This window comes from Polynucleobacter sp. JS-JIR-II-b4, from assembly GCF_018687815.1.
Lineage (GTDB): Bacteria > Pseudomonadota > Gammaproteobacteria > Burkholderiales > Burkholderiaceae > Polynucleobacter.
Genome location: NZ_CP061306.1, coordinates 1,820,292 through 1,837,417, shown reverse-complemented (window position 1 = coordinate 1,837,417; position 17,126 = coordinate 1,820,292). Strand labels below are relative to the sequence as shown.

The window sequence follows — 17,126 nt, the reverse complement described above, 5'->3', positions numbered from 1 at the left end:
ATAGCCGGATGACTCAAAACAGTTCTTCTCCCTCTATGGCAGCAAGTAAAGAAGCAATTCTTAAAAATGCTTTTGCTGCTGCAGTGGCAGTTGCTGATCCACAGGTTATTGTTCCCCAGTACTTAGCAAAGATATTTCCAGTCGGGCAAGAGCCTAAGGGTAAATGTTTGGTAGTAGGCGCAGGTAAGGCTAGCGCTTCGATGGCTAGTGCACTGGAAGCTTATGCCAAATCTCATTGGCCACAGGTGAAATTAGAGGGCGTTGTGCTGACGCGTTATGGTCACAGCTCACCAACTTCCCTCATCAAGATCGTAGAAGCTGGCCATCCAGTCCCCGATCAAGCTGGCATGGATGGAGCTAAAGAAATTTTTGTCTTAACCAATCAATTGGAAAAAGGTGACGTATTGATCGCCTTAGTCTCTGGTGGTGGATCAAGCCTTCTTACTCTGCCGCAAGAAGGTATCTCGATTGATGACATGCGCAAGACCACTGAAGCGCTCTTGCGTAGTGGTGCACCTATCGAAGAAATGAATGTGGTGCGCAAACACCTTTCAGCAATTTTGGGTGGCAACTTAGCAAGAGTGTCTATTGCCCGTAGCGCACGAGTCGAGGCTTTATTAATTTCTGATGTCACGGGCGACTCACCGGCTGATATTGCTAGCGGCCCATGTGCTGCAGACTATTCAACGTATTTAGATGCGCTTAACATTCTGCAAAAATATGAATTAGATACGCCTTCTATTCCGGCATCAGTATTGAAACATCTCAAACAAGGTTTGGCTGGTGAAAAGCCAGAGACTCTAAAAGATTCTGATTTAATCTCCGCCCAAGTGGCCAATCATGTGATTGCAACTGCTTATAAAAGTTTAGAGGCTGCCGCTGACTATGTGCGCACGCAGGGTTATGAGCCTATTGTTTTAGGAGACACTATTACTGGTGAAGCGCAAGAAGTGGGTGTGGAGCAGGCTGCGTTAGCTCGTGAATACATGGCCAAGGGAATTACTAAGCCGCTTGCCTTCATTTCAGGTGGTGAATGTACCGTTACTATTCCAGCAGGCGTTAAAGGCCGTGGTGGTCGTTGCAGTGAATATCTACTCTCACTTTTGGCTGCTAGCTCTGATCTGCCAAGAATGGCTGCCTTGGCTGCGGATACCGATGGAATAGACGGCAGCGAAAAGAACGCTGGTGCCTGGTTTGATAGCGCCGTGCGCCAAGCTGGCCATACTGCAGGCCTGGCGCCAGAGAAATTCTTATCAGCACATGATTGCTATGGCTTCTTTGCAGAATTGGGCGCTTTAGTGGAAACTGGCCCTACACTTACCAATGTGAATGATTTCCGCATCATCTTGCTCGATAAATAATATGTCTAATAGCCCTACACAAATTCAACTGATTCAGCCGGACGATTGGCATTTGCACATTCGTGATGGTGAAGTGATGAAAGATGTGTTGGCGGACACTGCACGTCAATTTGCGCGTGCGATCATCATGCCTAATCTCAAACCACCAGTAACTACTGTGGATTTGGCTAAGGCCTATCAATCTCGCATTGAATCGAATTTAAAGTCTCTGGGTGTCAGTGACTTCACGCCTTTAATGACTTTATATCTCACTGACAATACTTCTGCAGATGAAGTTCGTAAAGCTAAGACTGCAGGCATCGCAGCATTCAAGCTATACCCCGCAGGTGCAACGACGAATAGTGATGCTGGTGTTAGTGATCTTAAACATTGCCATGCGGCATTAGAGGCTATGCAGGCTGTTGGTATGCCGCTCTTAGTGCATGGTGAAGTAACCAGCTCTGAAATTGATATCTTTGATCGTGAGGCGGTCTTTATTGATGAGGTGTTAGAGCCTCTGCGTCAACAGTTTCCTGAGCTCAAAATCGTTTTTGAACATATCACTACCAAGCAGGCTGCTCACTATGTGCGTGATGTAGCGACGGGTGCCAAGAATACGATTGCAGCCACGATTACTCCGCAGCATTTGCTCATGAACCGCAATGCTATTTTTGCTGGTGGCATTCGTCCCCACAATTATTGTTTGCCTGTGCTCAAACGTGAAGAGCATCGCGTTGCTTTACTGGAAGCCGCAACTAGTGGAAATGCTCGTTTCTTCTTGGGTACCGATAGTGCGCCTCATGCTAAGGGCGCCAAAGAGGCGGCTTGTGGCTGTGCGGGTTGCTATAGTGCCTTTAATGCTCTAGGTTTATATGCCGAAGCATTTGAGAGTGTTGGCAAACTGGATAAGTTAGAAGGCTTTGCTAGTTTCTTTGGTCCTGATTTTTATTCTCTGCCACGCAATAGCAAAAAAATTACTCTGGTAAAGCAGGCGCAAAGTATCCCTGCTGAATTGCCATTGGGTGATGCCACTATCGTTCCGCTGCGTGCTGGCGAAACCATCGCCTGGTCACTCGTTTAAAAAACACAAATCATTACTTTCTTAGCCAAATTGGCCCGACTGCGTTAGACTGCAGGCGCAGAGTCAATTGGGCAATCGCCGCCTCTTTATTGAGGGGGAGGAAAGTCCGGACTCCATAGGGAAGGGTGATGGCTAACGGCCATCCACGGCGACGTGAGGAATAGGGCCACAGAGACGAGCGTATTTAGTTACGGTGAAACGCGGTAACCTCCACCTGGAGCAATCCCAAGTAAGCAGGCGATGAGGCGTCCCGCTGAGTCTGCGGGTAGGGAGCTTGAGCCGTCAGGTAACTGCCGGCCTAGAGGAATGATTGCCCCTAGATGCAAATCTAGGCGACAGAATCCGGCTTATCGATTGACTCTGCACTTATTCCGCAATGATTTCGACGCTGTAGGTCAGTTCTGCAGTTTTGGCCAACATGGTCGTAGCTGAACAATATTTTTCATGTGAGAGCTTTACGGCGCGATCCACCTTTGCCTGATCCAAGTCTTTCCCTTTGACCGTAAAGTGCAAATTGATCTTCGTGAAGACTTTAGGGTCTTCTGTAGCTCGCTCAGCCTGGAGAACCACTTCACAGCCACTAATGGCCTGACGGGCCCTTTGTAGGATTAAAACCACATCAAATGCAGAGCATCCGCCTGCACCCGCTAAAAGAAGCTCCATTGGCCTTGGAGCGAGGTTTTTGCCACCAGCTTCAGGGGCACCATCCATGTTTACGAGGTGGCCACTGCCAGTTTCTGCAGAAAAAGCCATGCCGCCATTACCCAACCAACTTACTCGACATTCCATTATTAGTGATTCCTAACTTACTAAATTAATCAATATTATCAATAGTTTACCTATTTTATGGGAAATCAAGTTGCTGCATAGCAACATAAAAATATTGATTTTGGTCAATATTCTTGCGTCGCACCATGCATATGGATACAATAACCATATTGGTAGTCAGTCTTGTATAAGACTGCGACTTACCTCCCAGTGTCTCCTCCACCCAAACATAGGTGGATTCCAACCCAGGACTCGTTCCTGGGTTTTTTTTAGGTTACAATTCAAGGCTTTACTGAATTACCGAGCCGGTCAGCGGTAATTTGTTGTACCAGTTGAATTGCAGAATCTGCGAGCTTGCAAATATAAGCAGGGCCAAGGTGGACGTAGTTTGGTTGGGGTAATTTTTTTGACTATAACAATTTGAGAAATCATGAAAACTTTTTCTGCAAAATCCCATGAGGTAGTGCATGAATGGTTCGTGATTGACGCTACGGACAAAGTCCTCGGTCGTGTCGCCAGTGAAGTGGCACTCCGTCTACGCGGCAAGCACAAGCCTGAATACACCCCACACGTTGATACTGGCGACTTTATCGTTGTCATCAATTCATCTAAGCTCCGTGTCACAGGCACAAAAGGCTTGAACAAAATTTATTACCGTCACAGCGGATACCCAGGCGGTATTAGCTCGACTAACTTCGACAAAATGCAAGACCGTTTCCCAGGTCGCGCTTTGGAGAAGGCTGTGAAGGGTATGTTGCCAAAAGGCCCACTAGGCTATGCCATGATCAAGAAATTGAAAGTTTATGGCGACGCTAATCATCCGCACACGGCTCAACAGCCTAAAGCGTTAGAGATTTAAGGAACCCAAATGGCTATTAATTACGGAAATTGGAATTACGGTACTGGTCGTCGCAAGAGTTCTGTGGCGCGTGTATTCATTAAATCTGGCAAAGGCGAAATCATTGTTAATGGTAAGCCTATCGATGCCTATTTTGCTCGTGAAACATCGCGCATGATCGCTCGTCAGCCTTTGGCTCTCACAGCCCACTTAACGACCTTTGATATCAAAGTAAACGTTTCTGGTGGCGGTGAAACTGGCCAAGCTGGTGCAGTTCGTCACGGTGTTACTCGTGCATTGATCGACTACGACAACGCCTTGAAGCCAGCCCTGTCTAAAGCAGGTTTGGTAACTCGCGATGCTCGTGAAGTTGAGCGTAAAAAAGTTGGTCTGCACGGCGCGCGTCGTCGTAAGCAGTTCAGCAAGCGCTAATTCTTTCAGTCGCTCAAGTTTTATCGAAAGGGTCGCGCAAGCGGCCCTTTTTGTTTCTACAATTGAGGTATTCAGAAGTTTTAAAAGAAACTTCTCATGATCGGTATTTTGGAGAATGGCATGATTAAAGTTGGCATCGTAGGTGGCACTGGATATACCGGAGTGGAGTTGTTGCGTTTATTGGCGCAGCATCCTGAGGTAGAACTCACTGCAATTACTTCTCGCACAGAAGCTGGCATGCCAGTGGCTGAGATGTTTCCATCTTTGCGTGGCCGTGTTGCTCTCAAATTTACGACACCAGATGAAGCCAAGCTGAATGAATGTGATGTGGTGTTCTTCGCAACTCCACATGGCGTTGCGATGGCACAAGCAAAAGAATTACTCGCTAACAATGTGAAGATTTTGGATCTTGCCGCAGACTTTCGTTTGAAGGATGTCAAAGAATTTGCAAAGTGGTACGGCATGGAGCACACCTGCCCAGAAATTTTGGCTGAAGCGGTTTATGGTTTGGCGGAGATTAATCGTGAGGCTATTAAGAATGCGCGCGTAGTGGGTTTGGCAGGTTGTTATCCAACATCAGTGCAGTTAGGTCTCGCGCCTTTGCTGTCGCCTAAATCGACTGGTGGTAAACACTTCATCGATGGCACCCATATTATTTCTGATTCGAAGTCAGGCACTTCTGGCGCTGGCCGGAAAGCAGAGATCGGCACACTATTGTCTGAAGCAAGTGATAACTTCAAGGCTTACAGCGTGAAGGGACATCGTCATTTACCGGAAATCGAACAGGGCTTAAAGGCAATCGCTGGCCATGATCAGATCGGTTTGACTTTTGTGCCGCATTTAACGCCGATGATTAGAGGTATTCATTCGACTTTGTATGTCCGTTTGACTGAGGCTGGTAAAGACGTTGATTACCAAAAGCTTTATGAGAACTTCTATAAGGACGAGCCATTTGTCGATGTCATGCCAGCAGGCAGTCATCCAGAGACGCGTTCTGTGCGGGGTAGCAACGGTATTCGTATTGCGATCCATCGTCCAGGCGGCGGTGATACTTTAGTTATTTTGGTAGTTGAGGACAATTTGGTGAAGGGCGCTTCAGGCCAAGGTGTGCAGTGTATGAACCTGATGTTTGGGTTACCAGAGACTATGGGCCTTACCCAGATTGCTGTTTCCCCATAATGACCCTTCAGCAAACTGGGCATTAAAAGCCTAAAATAGGACATTGCCTTTTGAATTAGGAGTAAATCATGACCGAATTAGCTACACAACCTGCACAAGATTTAGCCGAGCCGCCAACCCCATTGGTGTTCACGGATAGCGCTGCTGCGAAAGTGGCGGACTTGATTGCTGAAGAAGGCAATCCAGAATTGAAGCTGCGCGTATTCGTTCAAGGTGGCGGTTGCTCAGGATTTCAGTATGGCTTCACGTTTGATGATGCTGTGAATGAAGATGACACTCTCTTTGAAAAGAATGGTGTTACTTTGTTGGTAGATTCAATGAGCTTCCAATATTTAGTTGGTGCTGAGATTGATTACAAAGAAGACATCAATGGATCACAGTTTGTAATCAAGAATCCAAATGCGCAAACTACTTGTGGTTGCGGATCTTCTTTCTCTGCTTAATTAAAAAAGAATTTAATTATTTAAGCAGGATAGCAAGCACCTAGAATTCTAGGCCCCTTCGCTCCCGTAGCGGCCGGCAAATTTGCTGGCCGTTTTTCTTTATGGGCCCACGCAAGCCATGCAAAAGCAAGGCCTTCCACAAGCTGTGGATCAATTCCTGCAGACTCGCTTGTAGTAATTTCTAATGGCTTTTTGAAGAATTGCTGCGACTGTAATTTGAAGAGATTCATCAAGGCATTATTTCTGGCGCCGCCTCCACAGATAATTAGCTTCTGGGTTTGCGGGGCATGGCGTACCAAAGCTTTGAGGGCTGAGTGGGCAGTGAGTTGCAGCAATGTAGCCTGCACATCTTCGGATAGATAATTATCTGCACCTATTTTTTCATGTAACCAAGCAAGATGAAAGTCGTCTCTACCAGTGCTCTTAGGAGGGGCTTTTGCAAAGAAAGAATCAGACAACATTTTCTTAAGTAGCGCCTCATTGACTTTGCCCTGCAATGCCCAATTACCATTTTCATCAAAGGCATTGCCCTGGTGCTCGTGTATCCAGGCATCCATCAGCATATTTCCTGGACCGCAATCAAAGCCGGTAACTTCACCATTCTTTGGAAGCAGTGTGAGATTAGCAATGCCACCAATATTGAGAATGGCTAAATGTTTATCTTCTACAAATTGCTGCGCATGAAACGCGGGCACTAAAGGCGCACCATGCCCGCCCGCAGCTAAATCCCGACTTCTAAAGTCGGCGATGACATCAATGCCCGTTTTTTCTACCAAGAGGGCTGGGTTGAGCGTTTGATGTGTATAAGCCATGTCCCCAAGATGTGGTTGGTGGCGAATCGTTTGTCCATGTGCGCCGATGGCGGTGATTTCAGAGGGCTGTAGATTTGCTTTTCTGAGTAACTGGCTAACAGCTTCTGCATAGGCCAGGGCCAGGGCATTACCTGCCTGTTTTTCGCGATGGAGCTCATTTGGGCCAGGACTTTGAAGCTCGGATAGGGTCTTGCGGAGCTCTGGTGAGAAAGGGGCGCTAATGGCGTCTAGCGCACTGGCTTCCCCATTGGATCCTATCTTGGCCAGAACGGCATCTATCCCATCCAGGCTGGTGCCAGACATCAGGCCGATATAGAGGGAATGGTGTTTGTTCATGTAGCTCTCAGGAATGCGACAATTATGCTTTAGCAATTTAACTACTAATTTAACTGAATCAGCAATCCGAATCAGCATGATGGCTAAACCAGAACAAAAATATCCTTTGACCCCCGAAGTCTTTGCAGCGCTCGAAGTCACCAAACGTGGTTGCGATGAGCTATTGGTTGAGGCGGACTGGGTTCAGAAACTGGCTCGTAGCCAAGCTACTAAGACGCCATTGCGGATTAAATTGGGTTTAGATCCAACAGCTCCAGATATTCATCTGGGTCATACCGTTGTATTGAATAAGTTGCGCCAGTTACAGGATTTGGGTCATACCGTTATTTTCTTGATTGGCGATTTCACCAGCATGATTGGTGATCCATCGGGTCGTAACGCTACACGTCCCCCATTGACCGCAGAAGAAATAGCCGTCAATGCGGAAACTTATTATCGCCAAGCGAGCATGGTGCTCGATCCTTCTAAAACCGAAGTGCGTTACAACAGCGAGTGGTGTGATCCATTGGGCGCGCGCGGCATGATTCAGTTGGCTGCTAAACATACTGTTGCTCGCATGTTAGAGCGTGATGACTTTACTAAGCGCTATCGCAATGGTGTGCCCATTTCGATTCATGAGTTTTTATATCCACTGATGCAAGGCTATGACTCTGTTGCACTGAAGAGTGATTTAGAGTTGGGGGGTACAGATCAGAAGTTCAATCTTCTAGTTGGACGTGAGCTCCAGCGTGAGTATGGCCAAGAGCCTCAATGTATTTTGACAATGCCACTTCTCGTTGGTCTGGATGGCGTTGAAAAGATGAGTAAGTCCAAAGGTAATTACATTGGCATCAGTGAGCCAGCTGGCGATATGTTTGGCAAGCTCTTAAGCATCTCAGATGATTTGATGTGGGATTACTTCACATTGCTGTCATTTAGACCAATGGCTGAGATTGATTTGATGAAGCAAGAAGTCGCTGCTGGCAGAAATCCAAAGGATTGCAAAGTACTGCTCGCCCAAGAAATCGTGGCACGCTTCCACTCGCAAGCCGCAGCAGAAAAAGCATTAGAAGACTTTAATCACCGCGCTAAAGGCGGTGTGCCTGATGACATTCCAGAAGTAAATCTCTCTGGTGCGCCTATGGCAATCGCCAATCTTTTGAAGGCTGCAGCTCTTGCTCCATCTACATCTGAAGCGATGCGCAATATTGAGCAAAACGGCGTAAAGATTGATGGAGTAACCGTTGCTGATAAGCAATTAAAGGTTGAAGCTGGAACTTACGTAGTGCAGGTTGGTAAGCGTAAGTTTGCGAAAGTGACGTTAGTCTAAATTTCTAAGCTAGCGCTACCACTAGGCGGCGTTAACCCAAAGTGTTCATAGGCTTGACGGGTTGCTACTCTGCCTCTTGAAGTTCTTTGTAAGTATCCTTGTTGAATCAAATAGGGCTCAAGAACATCTTCAATCGTATCGCGCTCTTCACCAATCGCTGCTGCTAAGTTATCAATGCCCACTGGGCCACCATCGAACTTGTGCAAGATGGCTTCCAGTAGCTTTCTGTCCATCACATCAAATCCGCTTGGATCTATATCCAGCATCTTGAGTGCTGCATCAGCCATGGCCTTGGTAATCGTACCAGTGCCTTTAACTTCTGCATAATCGCGCACTCTTCGCAGTAAGCGGTTAGCGATACGTGGTGTGCCACGAGCCCGCTGTGCAATTTCAACGGAGCCTTCTGGGTCAATGTCAGCCTTAAGTAAGCTGGCTGAACGATTAATGATTTTGGTGAGTTCTTCAGTCGTGTAGAACTCGAGTCTGGCCACAATACCAAAACGATCACGCAAAGGATTGGTGAGCATGCCGGCACGAGTAGTTGCACCGATCAAGGTAAACGGTTTGAGATCAATCTTCACGCTGCGCGCTGCAGGGCCTTCGCCGATCATGATGTCTAGACTGTAATCCTCTAGTGCGGGGTACAGAATTTCTTCCACAACTGGAGATAAGCGATGAATCTCATCAATAAAGAGAACATCGTTTTCTTCTAGGTTGGTGAGCAAGGCAGCAAGATCGCCCGGCCTATCTAGAACCGGTCCGCTCGTTTGACGCAGATTTACGCCAAGCTCTCTTGCAATGATGTGAGCAAGAGTAGTTTTACCAAGTCCAGGAGGCCCAAATAAAAGAACGTGATCTAAAGCTTCTTGGCGTGCTCTCGTAGCGCTGATAAAAATCTCTAATTGCGCTCTGGCCTTAGTTTGGCCAACATACTCATCGAGTTGTTTGGGACGCAGCGCTCTTTCAAAGACGGCTTCAGTATTGCCTGCTGCACCGCTCACAATGCGGGCATTACCTTCCGGTAAATCTTCAGGAATAGAGCTGAGGTCGTCTGTATGTATTGCCATGCTGAGAGTTTAGTGCTGTTTGGCTATTAGGCTTTAGATAGATACTTCAAGCCCATTCGAATGCCATCGGAAACACTGGTATCGGGTGGGATTTGCTTGAGTGCCAAAAGTGCTTCTTTTTCTGAATAGCCCAGAGCAAGGAGGGCTTGTAACACTTCACTGCTAGCCTCAATTGCCTGAGGTTTGTCACCTGTAATGCCTAAGTCTGGAGCTAGCTTGCCTTTGAGCTCTAGGCAGAGACGCTCAGCAGTTTTCTTGCCGATACCAGGCACCTGAGTGAGGCGCCCAGCTTCTTGAAGTGCAATGGCTTGGGCTAGTTCATTAACACTCATGCCGGAAAGAACTGCGAGTGCTGTGCGTGAGCCGACGCCACTAATCTTGATGAGCTGTCTAAATGCTTCACGCTCAGTTTCAGTAGCAAAGCCAAAAAGTTGCTGCGCATCTTCGCGAACTTGAAAATGTGTCAATAGGGTAATTTTTTGACCAGCCTGGGGCAATTGATACAACGTACTCATGGGCACGTCAACCTCATAACCAATACCTTGGCAATCGACCAAAAGGCGAGGAGGGTGAACTGAAACGAGGGTACCTTGAATGCGACCAATCATGTAGAGATCTTAACCTGTGATGTGTATTTTTACTTGCTACGTTTTTTGGGAGCTAAGGCAGCAGTGGCTGCAGTTATGGCTTTTGGTATTTGCGCATGATGGGCAGCACAAATGGCAACACCCAGCGCATCAGAGGCATCAGTACCCGGGGCGCGATTGAGTTTCAGGAGACGCTTCACCATTTCTTGGACCTGAGGCTTAGTTGCTCTGCCAGTGCCAACAATGGACTGCTTGACTCTTAAGGCGCTGTACTCAGCTACTGGGAGTTTTTCTGAAACGAGAGCGGCAATAACAGCGCCGCGTGCCTGACCCAACATGAGCGTGGAACGAGGGTTAACGTTTAAGAAGACTTCTTCGATTGCAGCAGACTCTGGCCGATAGGTCTCTAGAACTTCCTTAACACCGGCATAGAGGGTGCCTAAGCGTTCAGGCAGGCCTTTAGCTGGATCGCCACTTTCAATCGTCCCCGAGGCTACGTAGGTCAGTTTTTGGCCATCGACATCGATGACTCCAAAACCGGTAGTCCGTAAACCTGGGTCGATTCCAATCCAGCGCATGAGTTTGTTTATGACTTCTTGTTTTCTTAGTGACGGAAGTGACGTGTGCCAGTAAAGATCATGGCAATACCATGCTCATTTGCTGCCGCAATGATTTCATCATCACGCATGCTGCCACCAGGCTGAATTGCGCAGCTGGCGCCACCATTCACAACGACATCTAAGCCGTCACGGAATGGGAAGAAGGCATCGCTTGCTACCGCAGAACCTTTAAGACTTAAGCCAGCGTTCTCAGCCTTAATGCTTGCCATGCGCGCAGAGTCTACGCGGCTCATTTGGCCTGCGCCAATACCCAGGGTCATGCCGTTGGCGCAATACACAATCGCATTAGACTTCACAAACTTAGCGACACGCCATGCAAACATCATGTCGTGCATCTCGCTGGGGGTTGGTAGACGTTTGCTGACAACGCGCATTTCACTTTCGAGAACGTTCTTGGCATCAGGAGACTGCACGAGCAAGCCACCACCAACGCGTTTGAAATCAAAGGTATTGAATGCAGTCCCTAATGGGATTTCCAGCAGGCGTACATTTTGTTTTGCAGCAAAGATCGCTTTGGCTTCATCACTAAAGCTAGGCGCAATCAATACTTCCACAAATTGCTTGGAGATGGCTTCAGCTGCAGTGCCATCGCAAGGCACGTTAAAGGCAATAATGCCGCCAAAGGCAGAGCTTGGATCGGTTTTGAAGGCTTTTTGATAGGCCTCAAGGGCTGAAGCACCAACAGCTACGCCACAAGGGTTGGCATGCTTGATGATGACGCAAGCTGCAGCGCCACCGGCATTGCCATTAAAACTCTTAACGCATTCCCAGGCAGAATCTGCATCGGCAATATTGTTATAAGAAAGTTCTTTCCCTTGCAACTGCTTGTAATTGGCTAGCGCGCCATCGACAGGGTAAATATCTTTGTAAAACGCTGCAGACTGATGTGGGTTCTCACCGTAACGCATCTCTTGGACCTTTTCAAAGGCAAGGTGCAAAGTTTCTGGGTAGGCAGAACGTGCTTTGTGATCGAGATCATCGCCTAATGCTGAGAGATAGTTGGCAATCGCACCATCATATTGGGCGGTATGAGCAAAAACTTTTTTAGCCAATGCCAAGTTGGTCTTGTAAGACACGGCATTCTGATTGGCTTTCATTTCGGCTAAGACGGGAGCGTAATCTTCCGGTGAGATCAATACAGTGACATCTTGGTGATTTTTAGCTGCTGCACGTAACATCGCTGGGCCGCCGATATCAATGTTTTCAACGGCATCTTCGAATGAGCAGCTTTCCTTAGCAACAGTCTCATTGAAGGGGTAAAGATTAATGACGAGCATGTCAATGGTGTCGATGCCGTGCTCTTTCAAGGCTGCCATATGTTCTGGGAAATCTCTACGAGCTAATAAGCCGCCATGAACCATCGGGTGGAGGGTCTTGACTCGACCATCCAGCATCTCCGGAAATTTCGTTAAAGAAGAAACTTCGACAACAGGTAGATTGTTTTCTGCCAAGAGTTTTGCGGTGCCACCTGTAGAAATAAGCTTAATACCTTGTTCATGGAGGGCTTTAGCAAAAGGCACAATGCCATTTTTATCGGAGACGGAGAGTAGGGCTGTACGGATCATAGTTTTCGGAGCTTAATTTAAAAATGGCTTGTTATTAGTAAAGTTTGCGGTTACTTCAGAAGTTGATGTTCAACCAACTTCTTGTGCAGGGTGTTGCGATTAATGCCCAGATACTGCGCTGCCAATGATTGATTTTGCTTGGCATGCTGCATTACTAATTCCAACATTGGTTTTTCAACAACAGCCAATACCATGTCATAGATATCAGTCGGTGCAGTTCCCTTGAGGTCATTCAGGTAACCCTGCAATTGGGTTTCAATACATTCGGTAATCGGGTGCTTATTGGTCATAACAATCTATCAATGCAAAAACAAAAAAATAAAAATAAATAAAGAAACTAAACTCAGTTAGAGTTATGCCGCTTCCAAAAATAACAAGCGGTCAGAATGGGATTTCATCTCGTCAAAATAATCATTGACCATTTGGAGTTGGGTTTTGCAGTCGTCGGCAGTATTCATGCGTTGGCGAAATGCATGAGAGTCACGCAGCCCTTTGCAGTACCAGCTAATATGCTTACGAGCAGTGCGTAGGCCAATATGCTCACCATAAAATTCGTAGTGGTCTAAGAGGTGTGCATTCATGATGCCCTGAATTTCATTGATCTCAGGAGTCGGAAGCTTGCCGCCAGTTTCAAGATAGTGGTTGATCTCACGGAAGATCCAAGGGCGGCCTTGAGCGGCTCGTCCAATCATGATGGCATCGGCACCAGTGAGCTTTAAAACTTGCTCTGCCTTTTCTGGGCTGGTGATATCACCATTAGCCACTACTGGAATGCCCACACTATTTTTGACTGCGGTAATCGTTTCGTACTCTGCTTCACCGTGATACAGGTCTGCTCTCGTACGGCCATGGACCGTCAGCATGGAGATGCCGGATTTTTCTGCAAGACGCGCTATCTCAATAGCATTCTTATGTTCTCGATCCCAGCCCGTACGAATTTTCAAAGTCACTGGTACTGCATCTGGTCCGATACCAACGGCATTCACAACTGCTTCTAGAATTTGCTGGACCAAAGGCTCATCACGCAATAGGGCGGAACCAGCGGCAACATTGCATACTTTCTTTGCGGGACACCCCATATTGATATCGATAATCTGGGCGCCGTGATCTACGTTGATTTTTGCCGCTGCCGCCATCATTGCTGGATCAGCACCAGCAATTTGAACGGCAATCGGTTTGAATTCGCCAACATGATTGGCGCGGCGTTGCGTTTTTTCACTTTTCCAAAGCAGGGCATTTGAGGCCACCATTTCAGAAACCGCATATCCCGCACCCAACTTCTTACAAAGCTGTCTAAATGGGCGATCCGTTACCCCAGCCATAGGGGCCACAAATAACTTATTTGCGAGGAGGTGAGGACCAATGTTCATCTAAAAGGGCGTGTGCGGAAAGCATGACACTTTAGCACAGTCAGACCCAAATCTGCCTATTTTTTAGGCAGATTGCTTGTTACAGATCAAATGGAGAATGCTTAAATTTTGAGGGTGATTTAAGGGCTTTAGCGCCTACCAAACATCATCTGGCGAGCTAAGGCTGTCTTGATTGGCGGAAGCCACTGCAGGGCGCTTAAAGCCAACCCACGGGCTGCAATAACTGGAGCCAAATTGGATGTAAATACTCTGGCCATAAAGTCCGTCAGGCCAATTGTGGTTTTTCTATCCACTTTGCGACTTTGCGCATAACTCTGAAGTGCATTTTGGACATCTACTGGAGATTGTTTCTCTGCGGCCCCAGAAAATGTCTCAACTAACTTCTCTGACAGTAAGAAGGCATCTCGTAATCCTAAGTTCAAACCTTGGCCCGCTACTGGGTGCAAAGTTTGAGCGGCATTACCAATCCAAACCTCATTGTCATGAGTAATCTCTTTGCGATAGTTCAAGCCAAGTTCATATAAACGACGATCTTGAATTTTCAGAAATTGTCCAATACGTGAACCAAATTCTTTTTGTAGTTCAGCTAAGAAGTCTATCTCACTCAGTTGTAAACGATACTGCGAGGATTCTGGCGAGCCACACCAAACCAGATTCAAAATATTGGCACCATAGTGACTTGGCAAAACTGCTAAAGGGCCTTCAGCAGTAAAGCGCTCCCAAGCTTGATAGGGCTCTGCATTCTCTACTTCAACCAAGCCTACTAAGGCTGACTGACCATAGTCACGTCCAGATTCAACCCAGTCTTGGGTCTTAAATAAACCCCCTTCAGCATGCACAACGCATTTGGCGTGAATGTGATTTTCTTCAGCGTTTTTATTGATGTGCTGCCAAATAAAGTTGGGGCTCTTTGCTTGAATGGCCCGCAAGGCGTGACGCAGAGCCATATGAATGTCGCGATAACGAATGATGTGCCCTAGCGCATCTTGCTTAAGTTCTTCACGCGTCATCAGTGCGCGGCCAAAGTGGCCCGCTTGTGAAACATGCACTCGATGAATTTCTGCGAACTCCTTTGGCCAAGCATTAATCGTATTGAGTAAGAGTTTGCTACCGTGTGAGAGGGCAATGCCTCGGCTGTCGGCACTTGCAAGATCGTCGTCGTTTACGGGGTTGCGATCAAGCAAGATCATTTTTGCTTCGGGGAATTTCTGCAAGGTCCATGCAGCGCAAGCTAGCCCAACAGGGCCACCACCCTGAATCAAGATATCGCAACTAGATGAATTCATTTTGATCGGGGTGACCTTAAGCATTCTTCATGAGTGCTTCGATTTCATCGGCATTGACAGGCGCGCCTCGAGAAATCAACACACACCCAGAATCATTGATGACGGCGTCATCTTCAATGCGAATGCCGATATTCCAAAAGGCTTCATCAACATCATCGGCAGGTCTGATGTAGAGGCCTGGCTCTACCGTAATCACCATGCCACTCTTGAGAATGCGCCAAGGCTTTTCTTCACCTGATGAATTTTGGCTAGCTTCACGGTAGGAGCCCACATCGTGAACATCCATGCCCAGCCAGTGCGACGTGCGGTGCATATAGAAACGACGGTAGGCGCCAGTTTCAATGGCGTTCTCTAAAGAACCCAGCTCTGAAAGTTTGAGAAGCTTTTCATCCAGCAGACCTTGGGTAAGGACTTTAAGTGCCGCCTCATGTGGCTGCATAAATGTAGTGCCAGGTTTAGTCAGAGCAATCGCAGCTTCTTGTGCAGCTAATGTGATGTCATATAAGGCGCGTTGAGGCCCTGTAAATTTTCCATTGACCGGGAAGGTGCGTGTGATATCTGATGCATAGCCATCAAGTTCACATCCCGCATCAATCAGGCAAAGTTCGCCGCTACGTAATTCAGTTGAGCCTGCGCGATAGTGAAGAATGCAAGAGTTTGCGCCACTAGCAACAATACTGTTATAGGCAACGCTTTGCGAACCACTATTACGGAATTCATGTAGTAACTCAGCTTCGAGTTGGTATTCACGCATGCCAGGCTTGCAGATTTGCATGGCGCGGATATGAGCACGAGCAGAGATGGCCGCAGCGCGACGCATGATGTCAATTTCATGCACATCTTTAAATAAACGCATTTCATGAATCAGTGTTTCAACATCATGAAATTCTGACGGTGGGTTTATTCCAGAACGCGCTTGTCCACGCACCTGTTTCATCCAGTGACGTAGGCGTCTATCGGCTTCGGCACTCTCAGCCAGGCGAATGTATACCGCATCTTGATCGGCCAGTAAGTCACCAAGTTTTTGATCTAAGTCTTGATTACTGTGTGCGTAGTCAATACCCAAAGTGTCTGGTGCTGCTTCAGGCCCAAGGCGAATGCCATCCCAAATTTCTCGTTCAGAATCTTTAGGCCTACAAAATAAGTGGGATTGCAGCTCGAGGTTTTTTCCATTGCCACTAACCTTCATGACCAGTGTTGCGCCCGGCTCTTCGAAACCCGTCAAGTAATAAAAGTCGCTGTCGTGACGATAAGGAAACTCACTGTCACGGTTGCGAGCAAGCTCAGGGGCTGTTGAGATAACAGCAATGCCTCCGCCAGTCTTGGCAAAGATTTGTGCTGCTAATTGGTTTCTACGAAGCTGATAAATATTCGTTTTATTCATATGCTGCATTAAGCTCTTGTAAGCGTTGTGGTGTGCCTACATCGTGCCATGGACCGAGATATTTTTCACCAGACACTTTATTTTGCTCCATTGCAGTTCTCAATAGGGGCGCGAGCTTAACTGGAGCACCGAACACTAGGTCTTTAAATAAATCTTTGTGATAAATCCCTATTCCCGAAAAGGTGAGCTTTTCAGCGTCGACAGGCCTGGTATCGCTGACGGACGTACCTTGGAGGTAAAAGTCACCCTCGGGGTGCTGGACTGGGTTTGGGACCATCAATAAGTGGGCCAAAGGCTTGTTGGCATCCATGCGCATTTTGGAGGCTGTATCCACAAGCTGGGTAATTGGTAGGTTTGGGCTAAATACGTCCCCATTAATTACCAAGAAGTAGTCTTCTGGCTCGATGATGGGCAGTGCCTTGCAAATGCCCCCGGCAGTTTCCAGGGGGCTGCTTTCCGGGGAGTATTGAATGTGAAGGCCAAATTGCTGGCCATTACCTAGAACGGCCTCAATTTTTTCGCCTAACCAAGCGTGGTTAATCACGACATCCTGAATTTTTGCCTTTGCCAGCGCTTCCAAATGCCACTCCAGTAAGGATTTTTTTTGAATACTTAGCAAAGGCTTGGGTAAATCATCCGTAAGGGGCCGCATGCGCTCACCGCGTCCAGCCGCTAGTAAAAAACAGGGTATGGGTTTGAGCTGACTCAT

At 47.3% G+C, this 17,126-nt stretch carries 18 protein-coding genes and 1 other RNA gene; 8 read left to right on the top strand and 11 right to left on the bottom strand.

Going from position 1 to position 17,126, the window contains the following annotated elements:
* Positions 1-8 precede the first annotated feature (8 nt).
* From ICV90_RS09290 to rnpB, 3 genes are all read left to right on the top strand, one after another.
* Entirely contained in the window at positions 9-1,361 is a 1,353-nt protein-coding gene (locus tag ICV90_RS09290; RefSeq protein ID WP_215358650.1) for a glycerate kinase, read from the top strand.
* A gap of 1 nt (position 1,362) precedes the next feature.
* A complete protein-coding gene (gene pyrC, locus ICV90_RS09285) occupies positions 1,363-2,421 on the top strand; it encodes a dihydroorotase (RefSeq protein WP_215358649.1) in 1,059 nt (352 codons plus the stop codon).
* A 59-nt stretch (positions 2,422-2,480) separates the two neighbouring features.
* Positions 2,481-2,787, top strand: an RNA gene (gene rnpB, locus ICV90_RS09280) — RNase P RNA component class A.
* Here the strand turns inward: rnpB and ICV90_RS09275 are convergent.
* On the bottom strand, positions 2,788-3,210 hold the full coding sequence (locus tag ICV90_RS09275) for an OsmC family protein (RefSeq protein ID WP_215358648.1): 423 nt from the start codon (positions 3,208-3,210) through the stop codon (positions 2,788-2,790). It abuts the RNA gene before it with no gap.
* Between the two features lie 409 nt (positions 3,211-3,619).
* Here ICV90_RS09275 and rplM point away from each other — a divergent pair, with 409 nt between their 5' ends.
* The 4 genes from rplM (at position 3,620) to erpA (ending at position 6,081) form a co-directional block, all read left to right on the top strand.
* Positions 3,620-4,048, top strand: a complete 429-nt coding sequence (gene rplM, locus ICV90_RS09270; protein ID WP_072582725.1) for a 50S ribosomal protein L13 — start codon at positions 3,620-3,622, stop codon at positions 4,046-4,048.
* Positions 4,049-4,057: 9 nt separating this feature from the next.
* Positions 4,058-4,459, top strand: a complete 402-nt coding sequence (rpsI, locus tag ICV90_RS09265; protein ID WP_072582726.1) for a 30S ribosomal protein S9 — start codon at positions 4,058-4,060, stop codon at positions 4,457-4,459.
* A 120-nt stretch (positions 4,460-4,579) separates the two neighbouring features.
* Positions 4,580-5,638 (top strand): N-acetyl-gamma-glutamyl-phosphate reductase, encoded by a 1,059-nt coding sequence (argC, locus tag ICV90_RS09260; RefSeq protein ID WP_215360456.1) that lies wholly within the window; start codon positions 4,580-4,582, stop codon positions 5,636-5,638.
* A 68-nt stretch (positions 5,639-5,706) separates the two neighbouring features.
* A complete protein-coding gene (gene erpA / locus ICV90_RS09255) occupies positions 5,707-6,081 on the top strand; it encodes an iron-sulfur cluster insertion protein ErpA (RefSeq protein WP_068319574.1) in 375 nt (124 codons plus the stop codon).
* Between the two features lie 20 nt (positions 6,082-6,101).
* Here erpA and ICV90_RS09250 read toward each other — a convergent pair whose 3' ends face one another.
* A complete protein-coding gene (locus ICV90_RS09250; RefSeq protein ID WP_215358647.1) occupies positions 6,102-7,229 on the bottom strand; it encodes an anhydro-N-acetylmuramic acid kinase in 1,128 nt (375 codons plus the stop codon).
* A 76-nt stretch (positions 7,230-7,305) separates the two neighbouring features.
* Here ICV90_RS09250 and tyrS point away from each other — a divergent pair, with 76 nt between their 5' ends.
* Positions 7,306-8,538: a tyrosine--tRNA ligase gene (gene tyrS / locus ICV90_RS09245; RefSeq protein WP_215360455.1), complete on the top strand. Its 1,233-nt coding sequence runs from the start codon at positions 7,306-7,308 to the stop codon at positions 8,536-8,538.
* On the opposite strand, the gene ruvB is transcribed toward tyrS, so the two are convergent.
* From ruvB to murU, 9 genes are all read right to left on the bottom strand, one after another.
* A complete protein-coding gene (gene ruvB, locus ICV90_RS09240) occupies positions 8,535-9,605 on the bottom strand; it encodes a Holliday junction branch migration DNA helicase RuvB (RefSeq protein ID WP_215358646.1) in 1,071 nt (356 codons plus the stop codon). The two genes, tyrS and ruvB, sit on opposite strands and share 4 nt — an antisense overlap.
* Before the next feature lie 26 nt (positions 9,606-9,631).
* Positions 9,632-10,213 (bottom strand): Holliday junction branch migration protein RuvA, encoded by a 582-nt coding sequence (gene ruvA, locus ICV90_RS09235; protein WP_072582729.1) that lies wholly within the window; start codon positions 10,211-10,213, stop codon positions 9,632-9,634.
* A 29-nt stretch (positions 10,214-10,242) separates the two neighbouring features.
* Positions 10,243-10,770, bottom strand: a complete 528-nt coding sequence (gene ruvC / locus ICV90_RS09230) for a crossover junction endodeoxyribonuclease RuvC (RefSeq protein ID WP_215358645.1) — start codon at positions 10,768-10,770, stop codon at positions 10,243-10,245.
* A 26-nt stretch (positions 10,771-10,796) separates the two neighbouring features.
* Positions 10,797-12,377, bottom strand: a complete 1,581-nt coding sequence (purH, locus tag ICV90_RS09225; RefSeq protein ID WP_215358644.1) for a bifunctional phosphoribosylaminoimidazolecarboxamide formyltransferase/IMP cyclohydrolase — start codon at positions 12,375-12,377, stop codon at positions 10,797-10,799.
* A 50-nt stretch (positions 12,378-12,427) separates the two neighbouring features.
* On the bottom strand, positions 12,428-12,667 hold the full coding sequence (locus ICV90_RS09220; protein ID WP_072582732.1) for a helix-turn-helix domain-containing protein: 240 nt from the start codon (positions 12,665-12,667) through the stop codon (positions 12,428-12,430).
* 63 nt (positions 12,668-12,730) lie between these two features.
* Complete coding sequence (gene dusB / locus ICV90_RS09215; RefSeq protein WP_215358643.1) at positions 12,731-13,747, bottom strand: tRNA dihydrouridine synthase DusB; 1,017 nt, start codon at positions 13,745-13,747, stop codon at positions 12,731-12,733.
* A 128-nt stretch (positions 13,748-13,875) separates the two neighbouring features.
* Complete coding sequence (locus ICV90_RS09210) at positions 13,876-15,057, bottom strand: FAD-dependent monooxygenase (RefSeq protein ID WP_251367722.1); 1,182 nt, start codon at positions 15,055-15,057, stop codon at positions 13,876-13,878.
* Positions 15,050-16,417, bottom strand: a complete 1,368-nt coding sequence (locus tag ICV90_RS09205; protein WP_371743897.1) for an aminopeptidase P N-terminal domain-containing protein — start codon at positions 16,415-16,417, stop codon at positions 15,050-15,052. Before ICV90_RS09205 ends, ICV90_RS09210 begins: the two co-directional genes overlap by 8 nt.
* A complete protein-coding gene (gene murU, locus ICV90_RS09200; protein ID WP_215358641.1) occupies positions 16,410-17,126 on the bottom strand; it encodes an N-acetylmuramate alpha-1-phosphate uridylyltransferase MurU in 717 nt (238 codons plus the stop codon). Before murU ends, ICV90_RS09205 begins: the two co-directional genes overlap by 8 nt.